Below are 14,990 nucleotides of genomic sequence, written 5' to 3'. Positions count from 1 at the left end.
GGCTGGGCGGGGCGGCTCGGGGGCAGGGGCCGCGCGGAGCGGGAGCCCACCGAACCAGTGATACTTATGGGCCGTTCAGGGGGCGTTCGCCGGAGATCCCCGGTAGGCCAGCGGCAGCGAGGAACCTCTGAACCGCGAGGTGGGTGGCCGTTTTCGCCCGGGTTGCCCTCATCCGCAGGTGAGTTCCGGGGACGCCGAAGGACGGGGACCAGATATGAGCGCCGTGAGCCGAAGGACCCTGCTGACCACCGCCGCCGGGGCTGCCGCCGGGGTCGCGGTGGCCGGGTGCGGGGCGGACGGCGGGGTCAAGGCGGAGCCGCCTCCCCGGGCGCGGAAGACCGGGGAGAAGTCGGGGGGCAGCGCCCACCGCGAACCGGAGCGGATGGTCACCCTGATCGGGGACGGCTCCACCGCCGACACCGGCACCCAGCCGAACCAGCCGGTCGTCGACCGGCTGGAGCCGGGCCAGGCGCCCCCACAGTTCGTGATCTTCTCCTGGGACGGCGCCGGCGAGGTCGGCACCGGCCTGTTCCCCCGCTTCCTCAAGCTCGCCGCCGACCACGGCGCCCATATGACCTTCTTCCTGTCCGGCCTCTACCTGCTGCCGGAGGCCAAGAAGCTGTCGTACAACCCGCCGCACGGCGCCCCCGGCGCCAGCGACATCGGCTACCTCGCCGACGAACACCTCAAGATGACCCTGGACAGCATCCGCCACGCCTGGCTCGACGGCCACGAGATCGGCACCCACTTCAACGGCCACTTCTGCACCGGCCCCGGCAGCGTCGCCCGCTGGACCCCCGCCGACTGGCAGAGCGAGATCGACCAGGCGAAACGTTTCGTCACCTCCTGGAAGACCACTACCGGCTGGTACGAGCACGACCCGCTGCCCTTCGACTACGAGCGGGAACTGGTCGGCGGCCGCACCCCCTGCCTGCTCGGCCAGGACAACCTGCTGCCCACCGCCAAAGCGCTCGGCTGGCGCTACGACGCCAGCTCGCCGGGCGGCAACCAGACCTGGCCGGCCAAGCGCGACGACATCTGGGACCTGCCGCTCCAGCTCATCCCGTTCCCCGGCCACCGCTTCGAGGTGCTGTCGATGGACTACAACATGCTGGCCAACCAGTCGCACAGCGCCACCTCCTCCGACCCCCGCAACTACCCGTACTGGCGCAGCCAGGCCGCCGCCTCCTACATCGCCGGCTTCCAGCGGGCCTACGAGACCAACCGGGCGCCGCTGTTCATCGGCAACCACTTCGAGCAGTGGAACGGCGGGATCTACATGGACGCCGTCGAGGAGGCGTTCAAGCACATCGCCTCGCTCGGCCAGAAAGACGTGCGGCTGGTCAGCTTCCGCCAGTTCGTGGACTGGTTGGACGCGCAGGACCCGGCGGTGCTGGACCGGCTGCGCCAGCTCCAGGTCGGCGAGCAGCCGCCCGGCGGCTGGAGCGAGTTCCTCGCGCCGGACCCGGCGGCCGCCGGAGCCGGGGCCGGCGACACCGCTCCCGATCCCGCTCCCGGCACCGGCGGCGACCCGGGCACCGGCACCGGCACCGGCGGCGGCACCGGCGGCGACACCGGCATCAGCCCCGCCCTCGGCACCGTCGGCTCCACCACCTGACCCCGCTGGTCCTTACTTGGGGCGATTGCCGCTTTTGGTGTGGGCGTCGGGGGGCGGGAAAGATCGCCGGAAGGCCCATGCGAAACTTTTCACATGAGTCCTACGCGCGCCCTCCGACGCCGCCCGTTCCGCACCGCCGCGGTACTGGCCGGAACGGTGGCCCTGGCGCTGGCGGCCGCCGCCTGCTCCGCCAGCTCATCCGGATCCTCCTCGGGGAGTTCCAACTTCGTCGGCGGCAATGGCGAGATCACCGCGGTGAAGGCCGCCGACCGCCAGGCCGCCCCGGACATCTCGGGCAAGACGGTGGCCGGCAGCCAGGTCAGCCTCGCGCAGTACAAGGGCAAGGTCGTCGTGGTCAACATCTGGGGCTCCTGGTGCGCGCCCTGCCGCGCCGAGGCCCCCAACCTGGCCGCGGTCGCCGCAGCCGACCAGGCCAAGGGCGTGCAGTTCCTCGGTATCAACACCCGCGACCTGGACGTCTCCAACGCCGCCCGGTTCGACAAGACCTTCCACATCACCTACCCGAGCCTGTTCGACCCGTACGGCAAGCTGATCCTGCGCTTCCCCAAGGGCAGTCTGAACCCGCAGAGCCTGCCGGCCACCCTGGTCATCGACCGCCAGGGCCGGGTCGCGGTGCGCGCGCTGAAGGCGCTCAGCGAGAGCGAGCTGCACGAGATCGTCGACCCGGTCGCCGCGGAGAAGTGACGTGGCAGCCGGCCCGCTGGCCGTCCTCGCGGCCGACCCCAGCCAGACCCTCCTCGCGGTGGACGCCAACCAGACCGTGCTCACCGGAGCGCTGCTGGCCGCCATACCGATCGCGATGTTCGCCGGCCTGATCTCCTTCTTCTCCCCGTGCGTGCTGCCGCTGGTCCCCGGCTACATGTCGTATGTGACCGGCGTCACCGGGACCGACCTGGGGGACGCCAAACGCGGCCGGATGGTGGTCGGCGCCTCGCTGTTCGTACTCGGCTTCAGCGCCGTGTTCGTCTCCACCGGCGCCCTGTTCGGCAGCTTCGGCTGGGAGCTCCAGGTCCACCGGCAACTCCTCACCAAGATCTTCGGCAGCCTCACCATCGTGCTGGGCCTGGCCTTCATGGGTCTGGTCGGCGGTGTCACCAACCGCGAGTTCCGCTTCCACTTCAAACCGGCCATGGGCCTGGCCGGGGCGCCGCTGCTGGGCGTGCTGTTCGGGCTCGGCTGGACGCCCTGCATGGGGCCGACCCTCGCCGCGGTGAACTCGCTGGCGGTCAGCGACGCCAGCGCCGGGCGCGGCGCCCTGCTGATGGCCTTCTACTGCTTCGGTCTGGGCGTCCCCTTCATCGTGGTGGCCATAGCCTTCCGCCGTACGCTGGGCGCCTTCACGTGGGTCAAACGCCACTACGCGTGGGTCGTGCGGGTCGGCGGCGGCATGCTCGTCGCGGTCGGCGTACTGCTCGTCACCGGCGTATGGGACCACATCACCTACCAGATGCAGATCTGGTCGAGCAGCTTCACCCCAGGGGTCTGACCCATGAGCACCACCCAGAAGACGGACGGCGACGTCCGTACCGCCGAAGCGGAGCCGGACCGTACCGAAGAGGGACTCGGCGCGGCCGGCGCGCAGTTGAGCACCCAGCCGGTGGACAGCCTGTCCCGGGTCCCCGCGATGGGCGTACTCGGCTGGCTGCGCTGGATGTGGCGGCAGCTCACCTCGATGCGGGTCGCCCTGATCCTGCTCTTCCTGCTGTCGCTGGCCGCGATCCCCGGCTCGCTGATCCCGCAGCGTTCCGACGAGCTGAAGGTCGCCGCCTTCACCAAGGCGCACCCGACGGTCAGCCCGCTGTACGAGCGGCTGGGCATGTTCCACGTCTACAGCTCGCCGTGGTTCTCGGCGATCTACATCCTGCTGTTCGTCTCGCTGTCGGGCTGCATCATCCCGCGCAGCTGGCAGTTCGTCGGGCAGCTGCGGTCCAAGCCGCCGGCCGCCCCGCGCCATCTGACCCGGCTGCCGGCGTACAGCACCTGGCGCACCGACGCGAGCCCCGAGCAGGTGACCGAGGCGGCCCGCAAGGCGCTGCGCGGCCGCCGGTTCCGTACCAGCGTCACTGGCACCTCGGTGGCCGGCGAGAAGGGCTATCTGCGCGAGACCGGCAACCTGCTCTTCCATGTGGCGCTGTTCGGGCTGCTGATCGGCTTCGCGCTGACCTCGCTGGAGAAGGCCGAGGGCGGCAAGCTGATCGTCCAGGGCGACGGCTTCACCAACAATCTGACGCAGTACGACGACTTCAGCGGCGGCACCCTCTACGGCGCCGACGACCTCAAGCCGTTCGGCTTCACCCTGAACAGCTTCGACCAGCAGTACTCGACCTCCGGGCCGGAGAAGGGCACCGCGCTGAAGTTCCAGGCGAACATCACCTACTGGAACGGCGCCGAGGGCAAGCCGGTCAAGGGCTCCATCTCGGTCAACCACCCGCTGAACCTGGGCGGCGAGAAGATCTACCTGATCTCGCACGGCTACGCGCCGGTGGTCACCGTCAAGGACGGCCAGGGCAATGTCGCTTACCAGGGGCCGGTGCCCTTCCTGCCGCAGGACACCAACCTGACCTCCACCGGCGTGGTCAAGGTCCCGGACGCCGTCGGCAAGAACGGCAAGCCGGACCAGCTCGCCTTCAAGGGCTACTTCACACCGACCGGCGACACCACCCGCGGTCCGTTCTCCGTCTTCCCCGAGCTGGTGCAGCCGCTGCTGTGGCTGAACGCTTACCACGGCGACCTCGGCCTCGACTCCGGCATCCCGCAGAACGTCTACCAGCTCGACACGGCGCACATGAAGCAGTACCAGCTGAACACCGGGACCGGCGTCAACGGCGTCGTCCTCAAGCCGGGCGCCTCCTTCGACCTGCCGGGGGGCGCGGGCACCCTCACCTTCGACGGCGTCAAGACCTGGGCCAGCTTCTCCATCTCCCACCAGTCGGGCAATGAGCTGGCCCTGGTCAGTGCCTTCTGCGCGATCCTCGGCCTGATGGGCTCGCTGTTCATCCAGCGGCGCCGGATCTGGGTCCGCGCGGCCACCGCCGCCGACGGCAGCACGCTGGTGGAGCTGGGCGGCCTCGGCCGCAGCGAGTCCGCCCGGATCGCCGACGAGCTGGGCGACCTCGGCATGCAGCTCCAGCCGGACGCCCCCGCCAAGCCGAGCGACCCGCCTAAGCCGGAGCCGGAGCCGGAGCCGGACGCGGCCACTACGGCAGAACCTGCGGACGCCGAGCACCCCGAGGACTCCGAGCACCCCGAGGACTCCGAGCACGCCGAGCACTCCGGGGACCCCGCGGTGTCCGATCCGTCCGGGACGCCCGATACCCTCGCCACGCCCGGCGATCCCGGGGCACCCGCCGCCCCGGCGGCACCCGAAGATTCCGAAGCACCCAGGCATCAGACAGACGACGAAGGAGCCCGCGCGTGAACATCGCGGCCGCGGTCAACGAGAACTTCGCGAACTACAGCAACTACCTGGTCCGTTCGGCGATGTTCGTCTACGCGCTGGCCTTCCTCGCCCACCTGGCGGAGTGGGTCTTCGGCGGGCGCAGCAAGGTCGCCGTGCAGTCCGCCGCCCTCATCGCCGAGGCCGCCGAGCGGACCGGGGCGGCCGGCGCCGCCCCGGTGACCGTGCAGGTCACCCGGCGCGACGGCGGCACCACCACCATCGAGCGCCCAGCCGTCATCACCCGCGCCTCGGCCAGTGACCGGGGCATCGCGGACGGCCCCGGCGCGGCCGGCGGCACCGAGAAGGGCGACCTGTACGGCCGGATCGCGGTCTCCTTCACCGCGCTGGCCTGGGTGCTGCACGTGGCCGGCGTGGTCTTCCGCGCCGCGTCGGTGGGACGCGCCCCGTGGGGCAACATGTACGAGTTCTCCACCACCTTCGGCGCGGTCGCCGTCGGTGTGTACCTGCTGCTGCTGGCGCTGAAGAAGGACGTCCGCTGGATCGGGCTGTTCCTCACCACCACGGTGCTGCTCGACCTGGGCCTGGCCCTGTCGGTGCTCTACACCTCCAGCGAGCAGCTGGTGCCCGCGCTGCACTCGTACTGGCTGTGGATCCACGTCTCCTGCGCGATCATCTCCGGTGCGATCTTCTACCTGGCCGCCGTCGGCACCCTGCTCTACCTGTTCCGCGACCACTACGAGCTGGCGCTGACCGCCGGCCGCGCGCAGGACAACCGCTGGGGCGACGTCATGCGGCGGCTGCCGTCAGCGGCGAGCCTGGACAAGTTCGCCTACCGGATGAACGCGCTGGTCTTCCCGCTGTGGACGTTCACCATCATCGCCGGCGCCATCTGGGCGCAGGCGGCGTGGGGCCACTACTGGGAGTGGGACCCCAAGGAGACCTGGTCGTTCATCACCTGGGTCGCGTACGCCGGTTATCTGCACGCCCGCGCCACCGCCGGCTGGAAGGGCCGCAAGGCCGCGTATCTGGCGCTGATCGCCTTCGCGTGCTTCCTGTTCAACTACTACGGCGTGAACATCTTCGTCACCGGCAAGCACTCCTACGCCGGGGTCTGACCCCGAAGGAGCCCGGGGGCCCGGGGGCCGCGCGCACCGGTCCCCGGGGCCTACTCGCCGTCGGACGGCGCGGTGCCGTCCTCGCGCTTCTGCTTGATCAGCTCGCTCAGCGAGCGCAGGAACTCCGGGTTGTCGTCCGGGGCGACGAACTTCCGCGGCGGCTCCGGCGGTTCGGCCCCGGCCCCCGGACCCGCTCCGGCGCCCGCGCCCGCCCCGGCTCCGGCGGGAGCGGCGGCGGCTCCCGGCTCGCCGGTGCGCCCGTACGCCGACTGCGGGTAGGAGAGCGCGACCCGCCGCTTGCCCGCCACCAGCCAGGCGATCGGGCCGACCATGATCTCCCCGAAGAACAGGATGATCAGCACCCACACCACCTTCGGACCCCGTACCTCGCGCTCCGGAGTGCCCAGGCAGTCCACGAAGGTGTAGATCCACAGTGCGATGAGCACCAGGTACAGCAGATAGTGCAGCATCAGTTCCCCCACGTCCCCCGCGTTCACCAACTCTTGACCCCGTCCAGGTTATCCAGCGCCGCCGAGGCGCGGGCCCCGAGGGCTGGATCGGGGACCTCGGGATGGAACACTGGGGCCCATGGCTTACGACGATCTCCGCTCGTTCCTGCGGGCCCTGGAGAAGGACGGCGACCTGCGGCGGGTCACCGCCGAGGTGGACCCGTATCTGGAGGTCGGTGAGATCACCGACCGGGTCAACAAGGCCGGCGGCCCCGCGCTGCTCTTCGAGAACGTCCGCGGCTCGATCGCCCCGCTGGCGATGAACGTCTACGGCACCGACCGCCGCCTGCTCAAGTCGCTGGGCCTGCGTTCGTACGGCGACATCAGCGACAAGATCGCCGGGCTGCTCAAGCCGGAGCTGCCGCACGGCTTCGTCGGTGTGCGGGAGGCCTTCGGCAAGCTCGCCGGGATGACGCACCTGCCGCCGAAGAAGGTGAAGTCCGGCGACGCGCCGGTCCACGAGGTCGTGCTCACCGGGGACGATGTCGACCTGGACCGGCTGCCGGCGCTGTTCACCTGGCCGCAGGACGGCGGGTCCTTCTTCAACCTGGGGCTGACCCACACCAAGGACCCCGAGAGCGGCGTGCGCAACCTCGGCCTCTACCGGTTGCAGCGGCACGACCGCCGCACCATCGGCATGCACTGGCAGATCCACAAGGACAGCCGCAACCACTACCAGGTGGCCCAGCGGCGCGGCGAACGGCTGCCGGTCGCGATCGCCTTCGGCTGCCCGCCCGCCGTGACGTACGCCTCCACCGCGCCGCTGCCCGGCGACATCGACGAGTATCTGTTCGCCGGTTTCATCCAGGGCAAGCGGGTGGAGATGGTGGACTGCCGGACGGTGCCGCTCCAGGTCCCGGCCGCCGCCGAAGTGGTGCTGGAGGGCTGGCTGGAGCCGGGCACGATGCTGCCGGAGGGGCCGTTCGGCGACCACACCGGCTTCTACACCCCGCAGGAGCCCTTCCCGGCCCTCACCATCGACTGCGTGACGATGCGCCGGCGCCCGCTGTTCCAGTCCATCGTGGTGGGCCGGCCGCCGACCGAGGACGGGCCGCTGGGCCGGGCCACCGAGCGGTTCTTCCTGCCGCTGCTGAAGGTCATCGTGCCGGACATCGTGGACTACCACCTGCCCGAGGCCGGCGGCTTCCACAACTGCGCGATCGTCTCGATCGACAAGAAGTACCCCAAGCACGCGCAGAAGACCATGCACGCGGTCTGGGGCGCGCACATGATGTCGCTGACCAAGCTGGTCGTGGTGGTCGACGCCGACTGCGATGTGCACGACCTGCACGAGGTCGCCTGGCGGGCGCTGGGCAACACCGACTACGCCCGTGACCTGACCGTCGTGGAGGGCCCGGTCGACCACCTGGACCACTCGTCGTACCAGCAGTTCTGGGGCGGCAAGGCCGGGATCGACGCGACCCGTAAGCTGCCCGAGGAGGGCTACACCCGCGACGGCGGCTGGCCGGAGATGGTGCTCTCCGACCCGGAAACGCATGATCTGGTGACGAAGCGCTGGAAGGAGTACGGCCTGTGATCGCCACGACGGCGGACCTTTTCGAGTCCGAGCCCCGGCCCGACAGCCGGGTGCGGGCCTTCCTGCGGCTGGTGATGATCGAGCACTCGGTCTTCGCGCTGCCCTTCGCGTACATCGCCGCGCTGACCGCGATGTTCCGGCACGACGGAGATGTGCGCTGGGTCGAACTGCTGCTGATCACGGTGGCGATGGTCGGCCTGCGGACCTTCGCGATGGCCTGCAACCGCATCATCGACCGGGAGATCGACGCCCGCAATCCGCGCACCGCCAAGCGTGAACTCGTCACCGGGGCGCTGTCGGTACGGTCGGCGTGGACCGGCGCGCTGGTCGCCGTGGTGGTGTTCCTGGGGGCCGCCGCGCTGCTCAACCCGCTGTGCCTGGCGCTGGCGCCGGTCGCGGTGGTGCCGATGGTGGTCTATCCGTACGGCAAGCGGTTCACCCACTTCCCGCACGCCATCCTCGGGCTGGCGCAGGCGATGGGCCCGATCGGGGCCTGGCTGGCCGTCACCGGCTCCTGGTCGTGGGACGCGGTGATCCTGGGTGTGGCGGTCGGGGTGTGGATCGGCGGCTTCGACCTGATCTTCGGCTGCCAGGATGTCGCCGCCGACCGGGCGCACGGCGTCCGCTCGGTGCCGGCCCGCTTCGGCATCCCCGCCGCGCTCTACGGCGCCCGGGTCTGCCACGCGATCACCACCGGGCTGCTGGTCTGGTACGGGCTGGCCACGCACACCGGGGTGTTCTGGTGGGTGGGCCTGGCCGTGGTGGCCGGCGCCTTCCTCTACGAGCACTCGATCGTCAAGCCGCACGACCTGAGCCGGCTGAACCGGGCGTTCTTCACGGTGAACGGCGTGATCGGCATCACGCTCTTTGTCTTCGCGCTGTGCGACCTGATCCAGCGCGGCCTCGGGGCCTGAGCCCCGGGCCGCGCCCGCGGCCGGGCTACTGACCGCTGGGGACGAACTGCTTCTGGGTCTTCAGGCTCTTCTGCAGATCGGTCAGGCTCGGCGCGGCGGAGGAGCTGGACGAGGAGTCACCGCCGGAGCCGGACGAATCGGTGCCGGAACCGGACGACGAATCGGCGCTGCCCAGCTTCGGCATGTCGGCGGTGATCAGGCCGAGCAGATCCTTCGGCTTGAGTTCCACCGCTCCGGACGGCACCGCCACCGCGGCGGTGCCGCCGGCCAGGCTCAGTGTGAGCGGGAGCTGGCCGGTGTGCGGCTGGTCGTCCAACTGGGCCAGGTCGACGGTGACGGCGGAGATCGTGCCGTCCTTGATGGCCAGGTCGGCGCTGACCGTACGGTTCGGTACGTCCTTGAGCCCCTTGTCCACGTCGGACTGCTTGTAGCCGGGGACCTTCTTGAGCACCGGGGCCAGACTGGTGGTCAGTTCCTTGGCGAACGGCCGGGCCGGGACGGTCAGCTGGATGTGGTCGGCGCCGTCGCGGTTGCCGAGGTCCTTGAACTTCGCGTTGTGCGCGACCGCGTTCCGCAGCCCGGTCAGCACCTGGGTCTGCGTCTTGGCGTCCAGCTGCGGGTTGCTGGTGGGGAGGCCGGCGTCGGCGCCGAAGGTCTTGGCGAGGCTCTCGAACGCGGTCGGGTCGATGCTGATCCAGTCGCCCTTGAGGGCGGCCTTGAACGCTCCCATCGAGGCGGGCAGCTGGTCGCCCTCGTCCAGCAGTTCGTTCAGGCCCAGCGAGTCGCCGCTGTCGCCACTGCCGCTGTCGGCGGAGGAGGCCAGCTTGGAGACCGCCTTGAGATCGGCCCGCAGATACAGTTTGCCGCCGATCGAGCGGACCTCGATCAGCTGCTGCTTGGCGGCGGCGTCGTCGGACACCGCGAAGCCGAACGTGGCGCTCTTGTCACCGGACTTGAGGTGGCCGATCGGCTGGTCGGAGCTGAAGGCGTACGTCGCGCGCAGGTTCGCCAGCAGCTGCGCGTCGGCCCGGGTGAAGTCGTCCTCACCCTTGAAGTAGGTGTAGATCTGGTCGGCGGAGCCACCGAAGGAGACACCGAGCGTCAACGACTTCTGGTCGGACAGCTTGGTGAAGGCGTTCTGGACCTTGCCCGCGGGGGTGGCCTGGGCGACTCCGCAGGCGGCGGAGCCGGCGGTGATCAGGGCCAGCACTCCGGCGGCGGCGAGGCCCTTGCGCTTGGTGATGATGACGACTCCCCTGTCGTATGAAAAGCAAGACGATATGACCTATGACGTGAGAATAGCTGTGAGGGTTGTATGAACTCGCCGTGATTTCATGGCCAGTTCGCCCGGCCTTGACTGCCGGAACCCGGAAGCAACCTTCTCGCTGGGTCGTTCGTCCGTACGACGGGGCGGCCGGTCAGGGCCCCGGGGAGATCGCCGCCGTCCGCTGCCGCTCGCGGAACAGGAAGGCCGCCGCCACGCCGCCCACCAGACCGAAGAGATGGCCCTGCCAGGACACACCGGTCGCGGTGGGCAGCACGCCCCACAGGATCGACCCGTAGAGCACCCCGACGATCAGCCCGACCACGATGTCCATCGCCCGCCGGTCGACGAAACCGCGGACCAGCAGATAGCCGAACAGTCCGAAGATCAGGCCGGACGCGCCCGCGGTGTTGGTGTGCGCCGGGGCGATCAGCCACACGCCGAGCCCCGCGATGACGATGACGGTGAAGGCGACCGCGAGGAAGCGGCCTATGCCGCGCAGGGCGGCTATGAAGCCCAGCACCAGCAGCGGCAGGCTGTTGGAGGCCACATGCGCGAACCCGAAGTGGGTGAACGCCGACGGCACGATGTCCAGCAGCTGGCTCGGCTGGCGCGGCACGATGCCCAGCGAGTCCAGGCTGCGCCCGGTCAGGACGTCGATCGCCTCCAGCAGCCACAGCAGCGCGACCCACGACACCATCAGCGCCGCGGCCATGGTCACCCGGCTCCCGCTGCGCAGTCCGCTGCGCAGCGGCGTCAGCAAAGTGTCCGACAGGCCCGTCCTGGGCCGCGCGGCCCGCCGCTCGGCCGATCCGTACGTCACCGAAACCCCCCTGTGGTCCCGTGGTCCTCCATGGTGGACAACGTGTCCGGCGCCCGTGCCGGTTCCCGCGCGGACTGCCTGGTCACGCTACCCACCAGGGCTGCGGTTACGCTCGACCGCGTGAACGGGACCCCGGAACGGAGCCAGCGCAGGCCGTGGATCGTGGGCGTGTCCGGTGCCTCGGGCACCCCCTACGCCGCCTCGGTGCTGCGCGCCCTGCTGCACGCCGGCGAGCAGGTGGACCTGGTGGTCAGCCGGGCCGCCCGGCTGACCCTGCTGGACGAGACCGGCGCCCCCTTCCGCGACGCGCACTGGCGGGCCGACCTCACCCGCTGGCTGGCCCGCGGCGCAGACGGCAGCCCCGACGCCTTCCAGCCGGGCCTGCTCGACCTGTCGGCGGTACGGCACTGGGCGGCCGGCGACCTGGCCGCCGGGCCTTCGTCGGGCTCGTATCCGGCCAAGGGCATGCTGATCGTCCCGGCCAGCACCGCGTGCGTGGCCGGGGTGGCCCTCGGGCTGTCCAAGGATTTGCTGCAACGGGCGGCCTCGGTGACGCTCAAGGAGCGCCGCCCGCTGGTGGTCGCGGTGCGCGAGACGCCGCTGAGCGGGCAGACCCTGCGGCACCTGGTCGCGCTGGACGACGCGGGGGCGGTGGTGCTGCCGGCCTCGCCCGCCTTCTACGCCGGCGCCGCCCACATCCAGGACCTGGTGGACTTCGTGGCCGGCCGGGCACTGGACGCGGCCGGGGTGCCGCACAAGCTCTACCGGCGCTGGCGGGGCGAGCTGGGCGGGGCGGCGCGCGAGACCCCGCCGGAGGCCGCACGGGAGACCCGGGAAGGGACCGATCCGGCGCCGGAAGAGTAGATGCGCAGGGCGCGGGCCCGTTCATGCCTTAGATTCTTGTCCGGACAGCGCAGTCACGGCACGAACGGGAGGGTCCATTCTGATGGACGCGGTGGACAGACAGCTCATCCAGGCGTTGCGGGAGAACGGCCGCGCCTCGTACGCGGAGCTGGGCCGGCTGGTGGGTCTGTCGGGCCCGAGCGTCACCGACCGCATCAACCGTCTGGAACAGGCCGGAGTGATCACCGGCTACCGCGCCACCGTCGCGCCCGCCGCCCTCGGCCTGGGCGTCACCGCCCTGGTCGGCCTCCAGTTGTCCGACGCCGCCGACCACGAGGAAGTGGCCCACCGGCTGCGCGACCTGGACGAGATCGAGGACTGCTGGTTCATCGCGGGCGACGACTCGTACATGCTCAAGGTGCGGGTCGGTGACGTGGACGGCCTGGAGCACACCATCCGCCGGCTGTCCGGGACCATGGGCGTGGCCAGGACGCGCACCACGATCGTGCTGTCCACCAAGTGGGAGAACCGGGTCGGCCAGCTCCCGGAAGAGGCCTGAGCGTAAGGTCGAACGGCCCTCGCAGGACCACCGCGTAGGAACCGCGTAGGACGCGTAGGACGCGCAGGACTCGTAGGAGGAGACACATGGACGCTGGGCTCAAGCGCGAGCTGGAGGAGAAGGTCCACGCCGGCGAGCGGCTGACCCGGGAGGACGGCATCGCCCTCTACGACTCCGACGACCTGGCATGGCTGGGCGGCCTCGCCCACCTGGTGCGCACCCGGAAGAACGGTGACGTCGTCCACTTCAACGTCAACCGGCACCTGAACATGACGAATGTGTGCACGGCGTCGTGCGCGTACTGCTCCTTCCAGCGCAAGCCGGGCGAGAAGGACGCGTACACCATGCGCATCGAGGAGGCCGTCAAGCTGGCCCAGGCGATGGAGGCGGACAGCCTCACCGAGCTGCACATCGTCAACGGCCTGCACCCGAGCCTGCCGTGGCGCTACTACCCGCGCTCGCTGAAGGCGCTCAAGGAGGCGCTGCCGCAGGTCTCGCTCAAGGCCTTCACCGCCACCGAGATCCACCACTTCGAGACCATCTCCGGGCTGTCCGCCTCCGAGATCCTGGACGAGCTGATCGACGCGGGCCTGGAATCGCTGACCGGCGGCGGCGCGGAGATCTTCGACTGGGAGGTCCGGCAGCACATCGTGGACCACCGCACCCACTGGGAGGACTGGTCCCGGATCCACCGGCTGGCGCACGAGAAGGGCCTCAAGACGCCCTGCACCATGCTCTACGGCCACATCGAGGAGCCCCGGCACCGGGTGGACCACGTGCTGCGGCTGCGCGAACTCCAGGACGAGACCGGCGGTTTCCAGGTCTTCATCCCGCTGCGCTACCAGCACGACTTCGTGGACATGAAGGACGGCAAGATCCGCAACACCCTCCAGGCGCGGACGACCATGGCGACCGGCGCCGAGGCGCTGAAGACCTTCGCGGTCTCCCGGCTGCTGTTCGACAACGTGCCGCATGTGAAGGTGTTCTGGGTGATGCACGGCCTGTCCACCGCGCAGCTCGCGCTCAACCACGGCGCCGACGACATGGACGGCTCGGTGGTCGAGTACAAGATCACCCACGACGCCGACGACTACGGCACGCCCAACAAGCTCACCAGGGACGACATCCTGGACCTGATCCGCGACGCGGGCTTCCGGCCGGTCGAGCGGAACACCCGGTACGAGATCATCCGCGAGTACCGGGGCCCGGACGAGAACCGGCGGGAGTCGCCGCAGCCGATGCGGGTGTGATGGGGGTCGCCGGTGCGACGAGACACTGGTGTGATGAGTCACCGGTGTGACAAGGGTGACACCGGGTGCGATACTCGTTACTCCACCCAGCGGCTGGGTAATGGCTAACATGGACATATGAGTCTTACCTGCCAGCTGGACCCGGTGCTCGACGACGAGTTGAGGGACGGCATCCTCGCGTTGTGGACCGATGTGTCCAACGCGGGGGGTGCCGTCGGCTTCGTGCCGCCGGTCGATGTCGACGACATCCGCCCCGACCTGGACGAGGCCCTCGCGGCCGTCCGGGCCGGGCGGCGCCGGCTGCTGGTCGGGCGGGACGAGGACGGACGGATCGCCGCGACCGCCTTCCTCACGTACAACACCCACCGGCTGATGACCCACTGGCTGTGGCTCTACACGGTGATGGTGCACCCCGGCCGCCAGGGCCGCGGCTACGGCCGGACGCTCATGGCCGCCGTCGAGCAGGCGGCCCGCACCTTTCACGGCATCGAGGCGATCCGGCTGACCTGCCGGGGCGGCACGGGCGTGGATCTCTTCTACGCCACCTGCGGCTACAAAGAGGTCGGCCGGGTGCCCGGCGCGATCCGGGTGTCACCCGGCGACGACCGCGACGACATCCATATGCTGCTCACGCTCTGACGTCCGGCGGGCCCGGGGCGTGGCAGGGGTGGCCGACAGATCCACTTCGGCGCGTGCTTCACTGGATCCATGTTCCGTTACACCGCACTGCGCTTCGGCCTCATCGTCGCCTGCTTCGGTGTCATCTGGGGACTGGTACGGCTGCACCTCCTGCCGGCCGGGCTCGGTGACTCCAACTACCTGTGGGTCGCGCTGCTCGCGCTGATCGTCTCCGCGCCGCTGAGCTGGGTGCTGCTGCGGGGAGCCCGCGAGGAGGCCGCCGCCAAGGTGTCGGCGCGGGTGGACCGCACCCGGCTGAACTTCGCGGAGAGCGTCGGCCAGGAGGACGAGGCGGACGACGCGGCCCGCGCAGCCGCCGCTTCCACCTCTGCCGCGGCCTCCGCCCCCGCCTCCGTCCAGGAGAGCGAGCCGCACACCGCCTGACCGGCGGCCCGGTCCCGGCCCCTGTTCCGGTCGCAGCTCGACGCCCCGCACGGGAACGCCCCTTCCCGTGCGGGG

General features: G+C 70.4%; 15 protein-coding genes. 12 read left to right on the top strand and 3 right to left on the bottom strand.

Annotation, left to right across the window (positions count from 1 at the left end; genetic code table 11):
* The first annotated feature begins 214 nt into the window (after window positions 1-214).
* The 5 genes from ACFO3J_RS16620 to ccsB all read left to right on the top strand — a co-directional run bounded on the left by ACFO3J_RS16620 (window position 215) and on the right by ccsB (window position 6,154).
* Window positions 215-1,618 carry a hypothetical protein gene (locus ACFO3J_RS16620; RefSeq protein ID WP_386430147.1) on the top strand — a complete coding sequence of 468 codons (1,404 nt, stop codon included), beginning with the start codon at window positions 215-217 and terminating at the stop codon, window positions 1,616-1,618.
* 93 nt (window positions 1,619-1,711) lie between these two features.
* On the top strand, window positions 1,712-2,323 hold the full coding sequence (locus tag ACFO3J_RS16615; RefSeq protein ID WP_386430146.1) for a TlpA family protein disulfide reductase: 612 nt from the start codon (window positions 1,712-1,714) through the stop codon (window positions 2,321-2,323).
* Between the two features lies 1 nt (window position 2,324).
* A complete protein-coding gene (locus ACFO3J_RS16610) occupies window positions 2,325-3,125 on the top strand; it encodes a cytochrome c biogenesis CcdA family protein (RefSeq protein ID WP_386430145.1) in 801 nt (266 codons plus the stop codon).
* Between the two features lie 3 nt (window positions 3,126-3,128).
* Complete coding sequence (resB, locus tag ACFO3J_RS16605; RefSeq protein ID WP_386430144.1) at window positions 3,129-5,057, top strand: cytochrome c biogenesis protein ResB; 1,929 nt, start codon at window positions 3,129-3,131, stop codon at window positions 5,055-5,057.
* Window positions 5,054-6,154, top strand: a complete 1,101-nt coding sequence (gene ccsB, locus ACFO3J_RS16600; RefSeq protein ID WP_386430143.1) for a c-type cytochrome biogenesis protein CcsB — start codon at window positions 5,054-5,056, stop codon at window positions 6,152-6,154. Before resB ends, ccsB begins: the two co-directional genes overlap by 4 nt.
* A gap of 50 nt (window positions 6,155-6,204) precedes the next feature.
* On the opposite strand, the gene ACFO3J_RS16595 is transcribed toward ccsB, so the two are convergent.
* Window positions 6,205-6,624, bottom strand: a complete 420-nt coding sequence (locus ACFO3J_RS16595; RefSeq protein WP_386430249.1) for a PLD nuclease N-terminal domain-containing protein — start codon at window positions 6,622-6,624, stop codon at window positions 6,205-6,207.
* A gap of 118 nt (window positions 6,625-6,742) precedes the next feature.
* On the opposite strand from ACFO3J_RS16595, the gene ACFO3J_RS16590 reads away from it, so the two are divergent.
* Together ACFO3J_RS16590 and mqnP are read left to right on the top strand one after the other, a co-directional pair.
* A complete protein-coding gene (locus ACFO3J_RS16590) occupies window positions 6,743-8,200 on the top strand; it encodes a menaquinone biosynthesis decarboxylase (RefSeq protein ID WP_386430142.1) in 1,458 nt (485 codons plus the stop codon).
* Window positions 8,200-9,114, top strand: coding sequence for a menaquinone biosynthesis prenyltransferase MqnP (gene mqnP, locus ACFO3J_RS16585; RefSeq protein WP_386430248.1), 915 nt, complete (start codon window positions 8,200-8,202; stop codon window positions 9,112-9,114). Before ACFO3J_RS16590 ends, mqnP begins: the two co-directional genes overlap by 1 nt.
* A gap of 25 nt (window positions 9,115-9,139) precedes the next feature.
* Here mqnP and ACFO3J_RS16580 read toward each other — a convergent pair whose 3' ends face one another.
* Window positions 9,140-10,324, bottom strand: a complete 1,185-nt coding sequence (locus ACFO3J_RS16580; RefSeq protein WP_386430141.1) for a hypothetical protein — start codon at window positions 10,322-10,324, stop codon at window positions 9,140-9,142.
* Window positions 10,325-10,532: 208 nt separating this feature from the next.
* Window positions 10,533-11,093 (bottom strand): rhomboid family intramembrane serine protease, encoded by a 561-nt coding sequence (locus ACFO3J_RS16575; RefSeq protein WP_386430247.1) that lies wholly within the window; start codon window positions 11,091-11,093, stop codon window positions 10,533-10,535.
* 228 nt (window positions 11,094-11,321) lie between these two features.
* Here ACFO3J_RS16575 and ACFO3J_RS16570 point away from each other — a divergent pair, with 228 nt between their 5' ends.
* The 5 genes from ACFO3J_RS16570 to ACFO3J_RS16550 all read left to right on the top strand — a co-directional run bounded on the left by ACFO3J_RS16570 (window position 11,322) and on the right by ACFO3J_RS16550 (window position 14,915).
* Window positions 11,322-12,065, top strand: coding sequence for a UbiX family flavin prenyltransferase (locus ACFO3J_RS16570; RefSeq protein ID WP_386430140.1), 744 nt, complete (start codon window positions 11,322-11,324; stop codon window positions 12,063-12,065).
* An 82-nt stretch (window positions 12,066-12,147) separates the two neighbouring features.
* Window positions 12,148-12,603, top strand: coding sequence for an Lrp/AsnC family transcriptional regulator (locus ACFO3J_RS16565; RefSeq protein WP_386430139.1), 456 nt, complete (start codon window positions 12,148-12,150; stop codon window positions 12,601-12,603).
* An 86-nt stretch (window positions 12,604-12,689) separates the two neighbouring features.
* Window positions 12,690-13,853, top strand: coding sequence for an aminofutalosine synthase MqnE (gene mqnE / locus ACFO3J_RS16560; protein WP_386430138.1), 1,164 nt, complete (start codon window positions 12,690-12,692; stop codon window positions 13,851-13,853).
* Between the two features lie 117 nt (window positions 13,854-13,970).
* The gene (locus ACFO3J_RS16555) at window positions 13,971-14,492 is read left to right on the top strand and encodes a GNAT family N-acetyltransferase (protein WP_386430137.1); all 522 of its coding nucleotides are present in this window, start codon (window positions 13,971-13,973) and stop codon (window positions 14,490-14,492) included.
* 69 nt (window positions 14,493-14,561) lie between these two features.
* Entirely contained in the window at window positions 14,562-14,915 is a 354-nt protein-coding gene (locus ACFO3J_RS16550; protein WP_386430136.1) for a DUF4229 domain-containing protein, read from the top strand.
* Window positions 14,916-14,990 lie beyond the last annotated feature (75 nt).

This window comes from Streptomyces polygonati (genome assembly GCF_042650325.1).
Lineage (GTDB): Bacteria > Actinomycetota > Actinomycetes > Streptomycetales > Streptomycetaceae > Actinacidiphila > Actinacidiphila polygonati.
Note: the sequence above shows the minus strand (reverse complement) of the source record. Positions and strands in the feature narration are given on the sequence as shown.